Source organism: Ectothiorhodospiraceae bacterium BW-2 (assembly GCA_008375315.1).
Classification (GTDB): Bacteria; Pseudomonadota; Gammaproteobacteria; order Thiohalomonadales; family Thiohalomonadaceae; genus BW-2.
In genome coordinates, this window is record CP032507.1 from 2656822 (window position 1) to 2672065 (window position 15244).

Annotated in this window: 16 protein-coding genes; 8 read left to right on the forward strand and 8 right to left on the reverse strand. The window is 48.1% G+C overall.

Going from position 1 to position 15244, the window contains the following annotated elements; all coding sequences use genetic code 11:
* Positions 1-2: 2 nt before the first annotated feature.
* The 5 genes from D5085_12765 to D5085_12785 form a co-directional block, all read right to left on the reverse strand.
* Entirely contained in the window at positions 3-1661 is a 1659-nt protein-coding gene (locus D5085_12765) for a cyclic peptide export ABC transporter (GenBank protein ID QEP43911.1), read from the reverse strand.
* Between the two features lie 112 nt (positions 1662-1773).
* The gene (locus D5085_12770; protein QEP43912.1) at positions 1774-2400 is read right to left on the reverse strand and encodes a DUF697 domain-containing protein; all 627 of its coding nucleotides are present in this window, start codon (positions 2398-2400) and stop codon (positions 1774-1776) included.
* A gap of 73 nt (positions 2401-2473) precedes the next feature.
* Complete coding sequence (locus tag D5085_12775) at positions 2474-2647, reverse strand: hypothetical protein (GenBank protein ID QEP43913.1); 174 nt, start codon at positions 2645-2647, stop codon at positions 2474-2476.
* Complete coding sequence (locus D5085_12780) at positions 2647-4347, reverse strand: hypothetical protein (protein ID QEP43914.1); 1701 nt, start codon at positions 4345-4347, stop codon at positions 2647-2649. Before D5085_12780 ends, D5085_12775 begins: the two co-directional genes overlap by 1 nt.
* Complete coding sequence (locus D5085_12785; GenBank protein ID QEP43915.1) at positions 4348-5235, reverse strand: prohibitin family protein; 888 nt, start codon at positions 5233-5235, stop codon at positions 4348-4350. It abuts the gene before it with no gap.
* A gap of 152 nt (positions 5236-5387) precedes the next feature.
* Here D5085_12785 and D5085_12790 point away from each other — a divergent pair, with 152 nt between their 5' ends.
* From D5085_12790 to D5085_12825, 8 genes are all read left to right on the forward strand, one after another.
* Positions 5388-6068 carry a DUF1566 domain-containing protein gene (locus D5085_12790; protein QEP43916.1) on the forward strand — a complete coding sequence of 227 codons (681 nt, stop codon included), beginning with the start codon at positions 5388-5390 and terminating at the stop codon, positions 6066-6068.
* Between the two features lie 183 nt (positions 6069-6251).
* Positions 6252-7757, forward strand: a complete 1506-nt coding sequence (gene nifB, locus D5085_12795; GenBank protein QEP43917.1) for a nitrogenase cofactor biosynthesis protein NifB — start codon at positions 6252-6254, stop codon at positions 7755-7757.
* A gap of 11 nt (positions 7758-7768) precedes the next feature.
* Entirely contained in the window at positions 7769-8047 is a 279-nt protein-coding gene (locus D5085_12800) for a ferredoxin (GenBank protein QEP43918.1), read from the forward strand.
* 20 nt (positions 8048-8067) lie between these two features.
* Positions 8068-9354, forward strand: a complete 1287-nt coding sequence (locus D5085_12805; GenBank protein ID QEP43919.1) for an FprA family A-type flavoprotein — start codon at positions 8068-8070, stop codon at positions 9352-9354.
* A gap of 49 nt (positions 9355-9403) precedes the next feature.
* On the forward strand, positions 9404-9688 hold the full coding sequence (locus tag D5085_12810) for a ferredoxin (protein ID QEP43920.1): 285 nt from the start codon (positions 9404-9406) through the stop codon (positions 9686-9688).
* A gap of 27 nt (positions 9689-9715) precedes the next feature.
* Positions 9716-10072 (forward strand): (2Fe-2S)-binding protein, encoded by a 357-nt coding sequence (locus tag D5085_12815; protein QEP43921.1) that lies wholly within the window; start codon positions 9716-9718, stop codon positions 10070-10072.
* 5 nt (positions 10073-10077) lie between these two features.
* The gene (locus D5085_12820) at positions 10078-10698 is read left to right on the forward strand and encodes a nitrogen fixation protein NifQ (protein QEP43922.1); all 621 of its coding nucleotides are present in this window, start codon (positions 10078-10080) and stop codon (positions 10696-10698) included.
* Between the two features lie 8 nt (positions 10699-10706).
* Complete coding sequence (locus tag D5085_12825; GenBank protein QEP45156.1) at positions 10707-10976, forward strand: nitrogen fixation protein NifZ; 270 nt, start codon at positions 10707-10709, stop codon at positions 10974-10976.
* On the opposite strand, the gene D5085_12830 is transcribed toward D5085_12825, so the two are convergent.
* The 3 genes from D5085_12830 to D5085_12840 all read right to left on the reverse strand — a co-directional run bounded on the left by D5085_12830 (position 10973) and on the right by D5085_12840 (position 15209).
* Positions 10973-11806 carry an SIR2 family protein gene (locus D5085_12830; protein QEP43923.1) on the reverse strand — a complete coding sequence of 278 codons (834 nt, stop codon included), beginning with the start codon at positions 11804-11806 and terminating at the stop codon, positions 10973-10975. The genes D5085_12825 and D5085_12830 overlap by 4 nt on opposite strands.
* 774 nt (positions 11807-12580) lie before the next feature.
* Positions 12581-14158 (reverse strand): SAM-dependent methyltransferase, encoded by a 1578-nt coding sequence (locus D5085_12835; GenBank protein QEP43924.1) that lies wholly within the window; start codon positions 14156-14158, stop codon positions 12581-12583.
* Positions 14151-15209 (reverse strand): AccI family restriction endonuclease, encoded by a 1059-nt coding sequence (locus D5085_12840; GenBank protein QEP43925.1) that lies wholly within the window; start codon positions 15207-15209, stop codon positions 14151-14153. The genes D5085_12835 and D5085_12840 overlap by 8 nt, the downstream gene beginning before the upstream one ends.
* Between the last annotated feature and the right edge of the window lie 35 nt (positions 15210-15244).

The window sequence follows — 15244 nt, forward strand, 5'->3', positions numbered from 1 at the left end:
CGTTAGGCGCGTGAGGAGGCAAACTCAGAGGGATCGAGCTCAACTAGCCGCCCAAAATCCATCTTCAACACTCTATCGGCACAGTGGAAGTAGCGATCATCATGGGTAACGGCGATAACCAGTCGCCCCTCCTGCTTTAGCTCGGGTAGAATCTTCTCGTAGAAGTTTTTACGAAACTCAGGATCTTGATCTGCTGCTAGCTCATCGAAGATGCAGATAGGTTTCTGCTCCAAAACGGCGATAATGAACGCTAGGCGCTTTTTTTGCCCGGTAGAGAGATCTCGATTTGTAAAGCGGCCATCGATAAATTGGGTTTTGTGATCTAACTTCATCTCTTTTAGGAGTCGGTTTAGCCGCTGGATATCGATATGCTCTAGGCCATAGAGCCGATCAAATAGATAGAAGTCGGTAAAGACGATAGAGAAGAGTTCACGATAGGCCGGGTAGTTGAGGTGGTCAATGCGCGTCTCATCGACCCGAATATGGCCTCGATCGGGGTAGTAGAGACCGCAGAGGAGCTTTAGCAGGGTCGATTTACCGCTGCCGTTCCCGCCGACAATAAAGATCATCTCGCCGGCACGAGCGCTAAAGTTAAATGGCCCAGCCTCAAACAGCGTCTGTCCTTGGGAGTTGGTGTAGTGGAAATAGAGATCATCGAGCGTTAGGTTGTTCATATAGCTCATGGCCGGGGCTTGGAGTGACTCCTCACTCTCCCTCCGCTCAGCCATGGAGCTATCTAGCTCCTGCTCCAGATGGTATAGCCCCTCAATGGTGACATTGACCTTAGCTAGCAGCGGCAGCGAATTGACCAGACCATTAATCGGTCCCATGATGAACAGGATGGTTGCACTGACCTTAAAGACGATATCGGCTTGGGTGTGGTCAAATACCGGCACAATAAAGACCAAGACGAGTAGCAGGGTGTAGAACGATATTTGTGAAAACATCATATCGACAATAAGACGCAGGTTAGCATCGACCTTAATCGCCTTATATTCGTCTGAGGTGCGGGTGATATGTTGAAATAGCCCATCACTCTTAGCGCGGTTGATCTTTATCTCTTTAAAACCGTTGAGTGTCGTAGTGATGGCGGAGAAGACTTCGCTCTCTTTTCTATACGACTCCTCTAGTTTAGCGCGAATCTTTTTATGGTGCTCTTTGTAGATGAAGAGCGCTACTATAATAAATACCACGCAAATCAGAAAGCTGAGCAGTGATAGAAAACCGAGGTAGATAGAGACTGAGACTAGCAGAATAATCGACTGTGATCCGGAGACGAGCACGGTAGCGGCGAACGAGATGGCATTACTCTCTTCGGTAATAGGGCGGTAGAGCTCAGTGGGGTTGTGGGATTCGATAAAACGCAGTTCGGCGTGGCGCAGCTTGTTGACCAGTCGCAGGCGCACATTACGAATTAGCTCTTCGACCGCAATGGTGGTTTCGGTTAGAGCGTAGCGCTGGGCGTAGATAAACAGAATTAGTGCGGCGAGATAGATAATGAAGAAGCGTACCTCTAACGCTTGGTTAGATATCTGGGCGGCAGCGATATTAATAATACTAAGCAAAATGGCGTTGGAGATGCCGGAGACCGAAGCCATAAACCAAATTTTGCCCTTAGGGGCGTTAGACTCTTGGTTATAAAATTGAAAGAGCTGTTTCATAAGAGAGATTAGTGGATCTTACGATGACTCGGGTGGTAAAAGGGTAACAAGTGAAAGGGAGAAAAAGACTGAAAAAACCCCACTCTTATTTAGAGTGGGGTTGATCAAAAGGCTACTTCTTAACGGTAGAGTTAGAGGTTGCGGTTGCGGTTGCGTTAGTGGCATTGCTACCCTTGAGCTCCGCAGCGACATCTTTGCCCTTTTCAAACTCTTGGGCAAAGTGATCGCGAACGGCTTCGGGATCAAAGGTCAGGAAGGTACCACCAGACTCAAAGTGTTGGATAAAGACTTTACCGACAGCGTAAGTCGCTGCTGCACTCAGAGTCATTAGGCTCAAAGTGCCTGCTGCTTGGCCGACTAACGGTACCACTTTAACGAAGCTAGCCACCGTGGAGGTAGTTGCTAGCGGCAGGATGCTTCCCATCAGGCTAGCGACAGCCTCTTTGCCCAGATGCTTGGAGAACTTAACTTCATATTCGTTGCTCAGGCTATGCAACATCTTTAGCTGTACCGAGGTAATCAGCGCCAGATCGAGCCCGGGTACCGGTATCAGTGCGGGAGCCATCGCTGCCATGGTGTAGTTACGCACAATTTTGTCAGCTGCTGCCGAACGCTCTTCAGCGGTTTTCGGCATCTCATCAACATTCGTTAATACTGCTTCACTCATAATTTTCCATCCTAATGTCACAAATTTACCAAAACTGAGACCCTGCGCTAGTGGCAGAATCAAGCCGATCATAGCACCCCTGCGCCACAATTAGTACTCTATTTTTTACTCGTAGCGGCTAGAGGGGCAAAATTTATGGCAACCGCTAGTGTGCCGGCGTTTGGGGCGCCGAGACTAGCATTAGCAGCAGGCCGATAATGGGGGTTAGCAGAATAGAGCCGAAAAAGTAGCCCCAAAATCCCATCCGCCGCTTGCGGCCGAGAAAGGCGACTATTAGCGAGAGGATTAGATAGAGGGCGATTAACATTAATAGAGGCATTAGGGAGTCTCCTGTAGTTTGGGGAGGGAAATTTTATCTGTTGCCGAGAAAGTACCGAAGTTATTGGCGCTAGCGCTGTTCGCTTTGGCAAAGGTTTGGGCAACCGCCTCCTGTGTGGAGAGCCGTTTAAATGGGTTGACAACGATCGAGGGAATTGTCCAGAAGCGCCCTACTTCGAGTCGTTTGAAGAAGATATCGCGGTTGGTTAGTTCGCCATCGTAGGTGAATTGGTAGTGGCCACCGGCCCCTAGCCACTGGGGCATGTAACGAATGGCAGAGCCAATTTTGTCGGGGACGGTAGAGCCGGAACTCTTTATAGCGTTAGCTAGAATATAGACCGCATCGTAGCCTTGAGCGCTCCATGTCCCGGGTGTTTTACCATATTCGGCGAGATAGCTGTCGAGAAAGCGCTGATTCTTCTCGTGGGTTAGGGTTTCGTTATAGATCGATGGGGTAATGGTATTCTCGGCAGCGCCGCGCCCCTCATCGATAAATTGGCTGTTATCGAGCGAATCGGTGGCAATAATCGGGTATTTGAGCTCTAAGAGCTCTTTTTGTTTCATAAACTGCACGGCAGCCTTAGCCCAAGCACTGAAGTAGATGGCGTCGATATTGGCATCTTTAGCTTCGTTGAGAATACCGATAAAGTCGGTGCGATCTTCGAAAAAGGTCTTCATATAGGCGGTACGAATACCGAGCGCAATCGCCTCGTCATAAAACGCTTGACCTAACTCTTGGGAGTAGCTATCCCGCCCCATAATGATCGCCACTCGCTGACACCCTATAATTTGGCAAAAGCGGACGGAGGCGGCGGCCATCACCGAGTTTTTGGGGATCAGACGGAAGTTGTACTTCATGTTGGGTAGGATAATGTTGTTATTGGTCGCTGAAGTAATGAGATTAATCAGATTGGTCTGTTCAAAAATGATCGTTAGCGGTTTGGTTAGCGAGGATCCTTCACGGGAGATGAGGGCGGTGATGGTCGGATTACGGGCAATGGCATAGGTCAGATCCCGAGCCAAATCGATATCGTTAGCCCCTTTGCTGACGAAGGGTTTAATCTGCAGTTGGCGACCTAACACTCCTCCATCGCTATTAATCTGCTCTACCGCGAGGTCAACTCCCTGTTTAAACTCTCTCTCCCGGTTAGCGGGTGCGAGGGTGGCAATATTGATGTAGTCAACAATATCGCCCATATCACCGACCGCATCATACCATTCGGTATGGAGATAGATGCCGAAGTAGAAGAATATCTCTTCGATAAAGGCCCCTAAGTCGTAACCGGTTAGTTCGGTAAATTGGGTAATGACCGGATCGTCAACTAGCTCTCGAAATGGGGTGTACCATAACCGCTTGGCGACGCTGTGTTGACAAGTGTTAATTTGGCCTAACAGATCTTGGCAGTAGTTGCGTTTTCTGGGGTAGTCGTAGGCGTTAACAAAGGGGGCACAGTGGGGTTTTTGATTGGCAAAAGTGTCGCAATCTTTGTCGGTGGCCATAAAGTGTTGGCACTGAGCTCGGTTAATAAAGAAGTCGGGATCTTTGCTTAATATTTTACAGCTAGCTAGCAGATCGCTCTGGTTGGCATACTCAAATCGATTTTGACCAAAATGGTAGTTGGTCTGCCGATTTTGGTGCATGACAAAGGCCACCGTCGCGATCAACGGTAGAATAATGAAGAAGAGACGGATAATAAACATCTACTGATTTCCGAGGATAATGGGTAATCCCTCTTCACCGGCACCTATCACCACCACTTTAGCGTTGTTTGAGGTTGAGAGCTCAAGTGTGGCTTGGATCCCCTGCCAGCGAATCAGCTTGTCAGAGAGGGTCTCTGTGACGATCTCCTGATAGTTTTTGATCCCCTCTGCCTCAATCTGTTTGCGTACCGCCTCTTTTTTGGCGACTTCGATAGTAAAATCATATTTTTGTAGCGTCTGCTCTTCGACTAATTTTTTCTCAATCGCTAGTCGGATATCTTCGGGAAGATCAAGTTTAGTGATAATAATATCCTCGACCACGATAAAGTGACGCATGGTCTCTTCAATCGCTAGCAGTAGGATATTGGTCAGTATTCCCTCCTTGTTGGTATAGACATCTTCGGGGTTGAGCTGGCCGATATTCTTTCGCAACACCGACTCAATTTGTGGGACTAAAATTCGGTCAACATAGTCGGGGCCGACATTTTTGTGCAGTACCCCCAACATATCGTATTCGGGGCGAAAGCGGATAGCGAGATAGAGGGTGACCGGTAGCCCCTTTTTGGTCAGTACCGTGAGCTCGTGGCGAATGGTCTGTACCCGCACCGAGTAAACATACATCGTATTCCACGGCAGAACAAAGTGGAGCTTCTCCGGATAGATATAGTCGGTCTGGGTACCGGTAGTGAGGCGGCGGTAGAGTACGCCAGCCTCACCTGGGTGGATGGTAACGAGAATACTGTTAAAGAAGAAGGCGACTACGATGAGCGTAAAGAGGGTAGTGACGATCACAAGCGGCATCTTATCCTTAATCCACTGCTCAATACTAAACGGGCGACGCCTCTTTTCTGGCATCTCGACAGGGGGCGTTAGTGTACTCTCAGACATATTGGAGGTAGGCTATTCCGGTTTAGGTTGCGGGTTTTCGGGGGGTTAGGCCCGCAGTTATCTCGGGCACTGGGGCCATTCTACCAAGTTGTCAAATTTGTGTCAGTAGTTCTGTGAAAGATTGGGCGCTATAATTGCCCTGTCCCCCCCCAATGGCCACTGGTTTACAGTGGGTGGTTGTCACAGTTATTGTTATTTTATCAGGAGAAAATATGAAATTAATTCAATATGTTATGCTAATTTTGTCTGTTATCACCACCCCTCTTGTTTGGGGGGAGGAGGAGGAGGCTGCGCCGAAGATCGGTTTTGGTGAGGGGAGGAGCGATTGGACCAAGCTAGGTGAGATGGGGGAGGAGTTAGTGCCTGAGGCGGCAACATGGCGCTGTGTTCGCGATAACCTGACCGATTTGGTGTGGGAGGTAAAGAGCGATAGCGGGCTTTATGGTAAGGATACCCTCTTTCGTTGGGGGGGAGTGGGGGCGCTGATTGAGGCTAAAATCAAGAAGCAGGAGCGCTATAACGACTGGGATGAGCTGGTCAATGGGGCTAATCGGAGCAATTTGTGTGGCTTTAGTGATTGGCGAGTCCCCTCTAAAGAGGAGTTGATGTCACTGACGCACAAAACCAGAACCGTGCCGGCTATCGATCAGACTGTTTTCCCTAATACGGTCTCTAGCTGGTACTGGTCTGCCTCACCGATTAAAAATAGCCCTACCGGTGCATGGGCGATCTATTTTGACTACGCTTATGAGGATTATGGTAGCCGTAATGTGAAGGGGCGGATTAGATTGGTGCGAGGGAGTTGGGTGCAGAAGGGTGAGGCAGCCAATTAGGCTGGTTGGTTGTGACAACCCTTTGTCGCAAAGCAGACAATAGCTCCTTTGCCTCTCCTGTTTAAATATTACAATTAACTGTTTTTTAACACCATTACCTAAACGGCACAGCCGTTGCTTTTGAGCCAATATCGTTAATTTTTCGCGCTATTTTTTAGGTGTAAACACCATTGAGGAGGCGGTATGGCTCAACTATCAGGCACATCGGTATCAGATTCCACTCAGGAGGGGTGCAGCGCCTCGGGTTGTGGCGGTAGCCAAGATCAACTCGCTCATCTGCCGGAGCATATTCGGCAGAAGGTGCATAACCACCCCTGCTACTCAGAGGAGGCGCACCACCACTTTGCCCGTATGCACGTAGCGGTGGCTCCGGCGTGCAATATTCAGTGCCACTACTGTAACCGTAAATATGATTGTGCTAACGAGTCGCGGCCGGGAGTCGTCTCGGAGCTGCTAACGCCGGATCAGGCGGTCAAAAAGGTGTTGGCGGTCGCGGCGACTATCCCACAGATGACGGTACTTGGCATTGCAGGCCCTGGGGATCCGCTCGCTAATCCTGAACGCACCTTTGAGACCTTTCGGCAGCTAACCGAGCGAGCGCCCGATATCAAGCTCTGTGTCTCCACGAATGGTCTAGCTCTGCCAGAGCAGATCGATGAGCTCTGTCGCCACAATATCGATCATGTCACGATAACGATTAACTGTGTTGATCCCGACATTGGTGCCGAAATCTACCCTTGGATCTTCTGGAACAATCGCCGAATTAAGGGGCGCAAGGGGGCGGCGATACTGATCGAGCAGCAGCAGCGGGGGCTGGAGCTACTGACCGAGCGTGGAGTGTTGGTTAAGGTCAACTCGGTGATGATTCCTGGCGTCAACGACACCCACTTAGAAGAAGTGAGCCGAGTTGTGAAGGCCAAAGGGGCCTTTTTGCACAATGTGATGCCGCTGATTGCCGAAGCGGAGCATGGAACTTTTTACGGGGTGATGGGGCAGCGCGGCCCGACCCATATAGAGTTGCAAGCGCTGCAAGATCGCTGTGCCGGTGATATGACTATGATGCGCCACTGTCGTCAGTGTCGTGCCGATGCGGTCGGTATGTTAGGAGAGGATCGTGGCGATGAGTTCAGCATGGATAAGGTGGAGAGGATGGAGATCGACTACGCCGAGGCGATGGTGCAGCGAGCCGACTATCAGCGCACGGTAGAGGCGAATCGAACCGCTCAGGCCGAGAGACGCGGGGAGACCCTAATCTCACTCGCCTCACTAAAGCGTCCGGTTAAAGAGAGCCGCCCGGTGCTGATGGCTGTGGCGACCAGTGGTGGCGGGGTGATTAACCAACACTTTGGCCACGCCAGAGAGTTTCTAATCTACGAAGCCTCCGCGATCGATGTACGCTTTATCGGCCATCGTAAAGTTGATCTCTACTGTAGCGGTGATGTGAGTTGTGGTGAGGGCGAGAGTGTGCTGCAGCAGACGATTCGTGCCCTAGAGGGGTGTGAAGCGGTACTCTGCTCCAAAATCGGTTTTGAGCCGTGGGAGCAGCTAGAGCGGGCGGGTATTCAACCGAATGGTGAGTATGCCATGGAGCCGATAGAGGAGGCTGTGGCCGCGCTCTACGCCGAAATGGTCGCTAGTGGGGCGCTTAATCGCGCCGAAGCGCCGCAGCCTATGCGGATCTCAGCTTAAGGAGCGCTGCCATGGCCTATCAAATTATTGAGTCTTGCGTCAACTGTTGGGCCTGTCAGCCCCTCTGTCCGACTGAGGCTATCTATCAGGCGACCCCCCACTTTTTGATTGATGCTAAGCGCTGTAGTGAGTGTGAGGGGGAGTATGCCGATCCCCAGTGCGCCTCTATCTGTCCGATTGAGGGGGCGATTCTCGATAGTCTAGGCGAGGCGCTCAATCCGCCCGGATCGCTAACCGGAATCGAGCCGGCGCGGTTAGAGGCGGTAATGGCGCAAATGAGAGCCAGATAGGAGAGTAACGGAGGTGAGCGATGAGAAGTAGCGTCGATGTCTCCGCCCATCGCAATGCGATGGAGCTAGCCGATGGGGTCTATTGGATTGGCGCGCTCGATCCGGGGTTAAGAACTTTTGACATTATTCTCAGTACCGCCAATGGTACTACCTACAACGCCTATGTGGTGCGAGGGTGTGACGGTGTGGCGGTGATCGATACAGTTAAAGAGAACTGTAGTGACGAATTTTTTGCCAGATTAGAGTCGGAGGTTAATTATGATGAGATTAAATATATTATCCTTAACCACTTAGAACCGGATCACACCGGAGCGCTGCCGGAGCTGATGCGGCGAGCACCACAGGCGCAGCTCTATATCTCGCAGCGAGCCACTTCGATGTTAAAGGCGCTACTTAAACCCTCCGATGGGGAGCTAAACTATATTACGGTTAAGACGGGCGATACGATCTCACTCGGTGATCGGACATTAACTTTTCTCCACACCCCCTATCTCCACTGGCCCGATACCCAGTGTACCTACTTAGAGGAGGAGGGGGTACTCTTCTCGGGCGATATCTTTGGCTGCCACTACTGCGATAAACGGCTCTTCAACGATTTAGTGGGCGATTTTCGCTTTTCGTTCGACTACTACTATGCTCACATTATGCGGCCATTTAAAAAGCATCTGCTTGAGGCGCTACAGCTAATTGAACCGCTAAAGATCCGCCAAATCGCCCCGACACACGGCCCGATTCTGCGTGAGCGGCCGCGTCGATATGTGGCCCACTATCGCGAACTATCGACCTCTAGCCTCAGTCGGGAGCTGGGGAATCAGGAGCAGTCGGTGATTATTTTCTACATGAGCTCCTACGGCAATACCGCCCGCATGGCCGAGTCGATAAGCAGTGGGGCGAGTGATATTGAGGGGGTGCGGGTGTCGCTCTACGATCTGGAGGGGGGGGAGACCGATCCCTTTGTCGATCTGATTGAAGAGGCCGATGCGCTGCTATTCGGTTCGCCGACAATCAATGGTGACGCGGTTAAACCGGTATGGGATCTCCTCTCATCGCTAGCGGTGGTTAATTTGAAAGGTAAATTGGGTGGTGCTTTCGGCTCCTATGGTTGGAGTGGGGAGGCGGTACGAATGATTGAAGACAGAATGCGCGGGTTAAAGATGCATATCCCCTGTGAGGGGCTACGCATCAAACTCATCCCGACTGCCGGGGAGCTGGAGGCGTGTCAGCAGTTTGGACGGCAGGTGGCAGAGGTGCTGACCGGTAAGAGCCAAGGCAGCAGCGGCGTGATTGAGATGGCCGATTTGGGTTAGACCAGAGGGCTATTGTGAGTAATGATTTTTTAACAGCAAGGAGTTAGTCATGGCGAAAGCGAAGATTACATTTGAAGATATTGACCAGACCGTGAATGTACCAGCCGGTACGCGAGTGATTGAGGTCTCGGAGAAGGTCGGTTCCGGCATCATCTACGGTTGTCGTGAAGGGGATTGCGGTACCTGCATGATGGAGGTGACCGAGGGGTGGAATAACCTAACCGAACCCTCAGTCTTAGAGGAGAAGGTGCTAAAGGAGAATATGGCCGGACGCCACCACCGCCTTGCCTGTCAGGCGCAGATTTTGAATGACTGCAAAGTTAAACCGGCTTAACCTTAACCCTAACATAGGAGCAGACGAATGCCATTAATTACCTTTTCAAATCCCGACTACAAAGATAAAACGGTCTATGCCGTAGCCGGCAGCTTTACCGAGACGGTGTTAAAGATTGCCAAAACCAACCAAATCCCAATTCGCTTCGACTGTGGCGATGGTGAGTGTGGTAGCTGTGCTATTAAGGTGACCTATATCGGTAAAAATGGGCCGATGGGCTACCATCTAGAGGAGAAAGAGAAGCAGGTGCTGCGTGAAATCGGCAAAATCTCCAAAGAGGATTTAGAGCAGCTCATTGTCGATGATCTACCGAGCAAATGGCGTCTTGCCTGCCAGTTTATCCCGCGTGATGAGGATATTCTGGTCGAGTATGAGGCGATGTAGTTCGGATGTCGCTAGAACTCAATCAGACAACCTTTCAGTGTGAAAATGGTGCCTTAGCGGCAGTAGTATTGCGACAGCAGCTCTACCAGCAGTTAATGCAGCATCGGCGGGGAGAGCTGATTGAGGAGTCGCTGGCGCTAATGATCGCCTCACTCCATGGTGGCAGTGGGGCGATGCCGGCGTGGTTAGGGCTAGGCGAGGGACGCTATCAGCACCTAATCGCCAGCCACTTTCCAGCGCTTGATCTCTCACAGTGGCCACCACAGCCCCCACGGCCGGTCGATTTAACTCGCCGTGATGAGTGGCAGGAGGTGTTGACGCTGCTACATCAGGGGCGCAGTGGCGACTCTGAGGCAGAGCTGTGGCTCGCTGAGATTGTGGCTATCGGCTGTCAGGCGAACGACCACCTCTGGTCTGATCTTGGACTGTGGTCGCGAGCCGATCTATCGACACTCATGGTGCGCCACTTTCGACCGTTAGCCGAACGCAACAGTCGTGATATGAAGTGGAAACGGTTTCTCTACAAACAGCTATGTGAGGCCGAAGGTATTTACACCTGTCGGGCACCGAGCTGTGAAATCTGTACCGACTATGCCAACTGTTTTAACCTAAACCTAAAGGAGTGATGATGGCAATGGATAGAGAGGAGCTCTCAGTAAGAGCGCTGCAGTCGGGCGATATGCTCTATGCGGCGAAGACAATCGTTAACGATGGCTCGATTCCCGCCATGGAGCCGCAAGCGGTGATAGCAACCGCCGGTACTCGCGGCGTTTTGGTCAATACCGGTCACTACGAAGAGACGCCCGATATCACCATCTATTTAGTCCGTTTTGAAAATAGCGACGGCGAGCTAGGCCTGCCGGTCGGCTGTTATGAGGATGAGTTGCGTACAGCCTCTTCTTAAAATAGCGCCTCGAAATCGGCGCAGATAATCTCTATCCCCATCTTATCGCAAAATTTTTTCTCTTTGCTATTCGGTTCGGCGATCATTGCCCAGCCGGCGGGTCTCTCTGCGGCATAGATGATATCGGAGAGCACCATCCGCTCGGTATCGCGAGTTAAGCGTAGGCCGAGAAATAGATACTGCTTCCCCTGACGATACTGCTTCAGAAAGTCAGGTACGGCAAACCCCCCCATCAACTCAGTAATGTAGTCCACATAGTCGGCGTCGGAGGCGATATAGGTCGAGTCGGGTAGGGGGCTCCCCATCGGTTTAAACAGGATCGGTAACGAGGCATCGACTTCTGTCTGGTCGATGTGGTGGTAGTTTTCGCCATCATAGTGGTGGATGTGGAAGCGGTAGTCGCTGCCGCCAACGCGGGCAATGCCGCGAATCAGGGTATGGGGGGTAGTGGTATAGCTCTGCTGTAGCTGGGTGTCACGATTAATATCGACAACATAGTGGGGTTTTATCTCGGCTAACCAGTCGTGTAGTGCCGCACGACTCCACTCAGTCGCGCCATAGGTCTGATCGAGAAAGCGCTCTACCGCCTTGCGTCCCCGCTTCTGTTCGATATCCATCGCCGCACGAGGAAACTCATACATTAAGCGAGCATTCATCGGTCGACCGCCGTTAAGGGCGATAATTAACGAATCGCTGTCGGCTGGGATCGGTCGACCCTCTTCGCTACTAACGACATCTTTCAGCGCCCCAGGCCCTAGGTAGGGGACAATTTGGTGCTGTTTTAGTCCGGTAATGAGTTGTTCCTTAATCTCGCTAATCTCGCTAATCATGAGGCGCTCCTTGTGGGTGTGACCATTGATACCGTCACAGGCAGCAAAATTTGTTCCGTTATCCTGTTAGTTAGAGATATTAATCAGTTATCTTCAACGGGTGGTCAACTTTGTCGCCAACTTCACACCTTTTGTCGCCCTTTGTATAACCCCAGCATGGATATGAGTTGATGAGGTGGCCGTTCTGACCGCTATGGGCGGGTGGTCGGTCTTGAGCGATAAGTTAGGCTTGTGGGATACTGCTTTCTACAAGATATTTCAATATTCCGACAATCTTGCTGCCGTCATCAAAACTGTACAAATAACTGTCCACAGTTGCAGTACCGTCCTGAAGTGATAAAAACTGCCAAAGAACGCCGTCAGTTACAACACCATAAATCGGAGAAACCGGACGCGCCTGATCGTAAAGCGTCTGGTTGATTCGGGTGATCGGTTAGTGGTGCTGTTTTTTCTGTTGCAGCCGTAACAGTAGCTGCTGTAGCGCTTCGGGGCTGAGGTGTTCGGCTATTTCATCCGGCGAGTAGCGCTGTAATACTTCGTCCGCTGATAGCAGGTTAAGGTGGTCAGCGACAAACTCTTTGGTAAATTGCTCTAAGGTATAGGCCATGTCGGGCTCCAAGAGCCGGTGCCATTGGCGGCGGCGTTGTGGGGTGAGCGGGTGTGAGGTGTAGTGCTGCATCCGGAAATTGTAGCGTTAAGTTTGTGGGGGTGGCAAGGATGCCGGCATGCTTCTCTACGATTTCTTTTGCGCATAACATTTGAGCTCACTGGTTTTTACGGAGCGGAGTAAAAATCCAGTGCAGCGTCTTGTTGGGCGTTGCTTATAATTCGTTGGATTAAGTCATTACTCATTTGAATTGCCAATTTTTCATCAGCTTTGGCGATTTTAATTACATTTTCAGCCTCTTTGTTATCAATCATGTCAAATTGATTTTGGCTTGGGCAAAAACAGTCGTTTAAATCACTTGGCTCAAATTTATCTAAGTTGTTCCCATAACTTCTTTTATTGGTTTTTATAATCTCTTGGCCAATGTCACTCAGCAAATAAACGAATATCTTATCTATAAGATGTTCACCAAACATATTTGGATAAAAAGCATGGAAGCAGGTAAAGTTAATTGCTGTTGTAAGATTTCTTATTACCTTTAGTCGTCCCCTGTTGAATACACCGAACAATATTGGAGCAGTATTTCGACGTTCTATTTTATACCAAGGGTTCCTCATCTTTGTAAGATACCTTTCGTGATATCTTAATTTTTCACCTTCATTTATATATTGGCGTATTCGTTGGCTCTCATGATCTCTTACATCTAAACAATAAACAGGTTTATCTGAATTATATAAAATATCAAAGTCATATTCCGTAAATACCGCTTTACGTATTTGAGGGCTTTTTGTAATGCATTTACAGATATTGCCATTATTTAGATTCCACTTTTCGATTTTTGTTTTTGTTAGTGCAAAAAAATCATTTGCACCCGTGGCAATACCTCTCGTGAATGAACCATAAAGTGATAATTTAACGAAATCTTCTGGAATGGTCTGTCCAGAAAATAATGATAACAATATAGGTGTCCATTTTTTGTTGAATGGCAAATTCGATGGTTCTATTGCTGCATGATAAAAATTACTAATATTTGATATTTGACTAATCTCATCCTCAGAATTAATTTGCGTAATTTTTATATCTTCTTCTATCCCGTCTTTTTTACAAAGCAACACACAGACAGTTGTAGTCGCATCTGGGAATATTTCTTTTTCATTTGAAAATATTATTATTTGTTTTAATAGATGATTTTTGAGCAGGCTTCTCTTTACCTCTTTTCCATATCCAGTATTAAAAAATTCAAATGGCATAACAAATGCAAGATTTCCGTTGCCCCTAAGTTCGTTCAATGCCTTTAAAAGAAAGACTGATGAAATATTAGAGTAGCCAACAAGCTTTTTTCCTATTTGTTTTTCAATTTTTGGTAATACAGAATGTCTTTTCAAGAAATTCTGAAACCTCATGTAAGGAGGATTGCATATAATCCCATCAAAAGAACCTACATTTGCTTCAAGATAATCACAGTTATTGATTTTTAGATTTGATTTATTTATTTCACTATTAAGATAGCCAATTATTTTTTTATCAATCTCGTACCCGACAAATTGCAACTGTTGACTTGGTTTGGTCTTGAGTACTTCGTCGTAAAATATTCCAAGTCCAAATGAGGGGTCTAAAACGGTTGTTGGGTTATCGTTCAAAACCCACTGAACCATAAGGCGGGCTACTGATGATGGTGTAAAAAATTGTCCATAATCTTTCCTATGGCTAATAGGTGTGTGCTTTATATAGTCAGATTCAAGCATTAATGACATCCCTCATCAATATTTCATTATCAAGATAGCCTTTACCACCCTCGAAGGTCACATAGAATAATAATCTGCCTCTATCCAATTCTTTCATAGCTGCCTTATGTTCCGGCATATCGATCTTCCCTATAACCTCTTTACCTATTTTTACATTAACCTTTATTGTTGTTTTGCCTTGATTTTTTACGTCTCTTTCGATTGAAAAATTATTACCTTCGTTTTCATCGTTAGAAACGAGTTCAAGAATGTCTTGAAAAGAGATTGCATACGCTTTATCGAAAAACACCTGCAAGTAAAAATGCTTGACATTGTATTTTTGAATCCATCTGTTTACAAGCGCAATATCCTCCATCTTTGGGGTAATACTTAAATAGTCTCTCTTGTGAAGTGTTTTTATATTTTCTTTTAATCCCTTCAAAAGATCAGTTAAATCTCTCAGTTCTTGGGTTAGTGACCATGATGGTCGTCGAAAATCCAACTCTTTAAAGGTCTCGTTTGTTGCTCCCAAAATAAGTTTATAAATAGTACTATTCTTTCGTTTAAGTAGATTTCCGAGTTCTCCCTCTAATAAGTTTTTACGAATATCCGTGCAGTTTTTTATTGCTTCTTGTTGTCTTTCATCCATAAAGGCAGTGTATTTGTCGATTAGGAAAGAGCTTGATCTTACTTCTAATGCAACTACTGCCTTTCTAACGTGTTCATCATTTTCGATGTCAACATCTCTATCTGGAAAGTCCGTTAGTTTGAAAATTAAAAGGTCTGGCCTTTTTCCTATTGTATTCAGTTCACTTTGATATTCCATATAAAAATCAGCAAAACCATCATCCCCAGCTACTATTGAATCAGATCGCCCATATTGAACAGCAAAATAGTCAGACGAGAATTCATTAATTGCCCTATATACAACTTTTTCAGCCCAATCGCCTTGTTCCTTATTTGTAAGGAATTCTGAATTTGCCATAGTAGGTGGCCGCCCTGTCATTTGTATTTCTGTATCAATTTCAAGCGGTGATTGTTGAATAAGATTCAGGATATCGTCTTTATACATTTTTGCTCCTTGCTATTTTATTACGCCCAACGCCT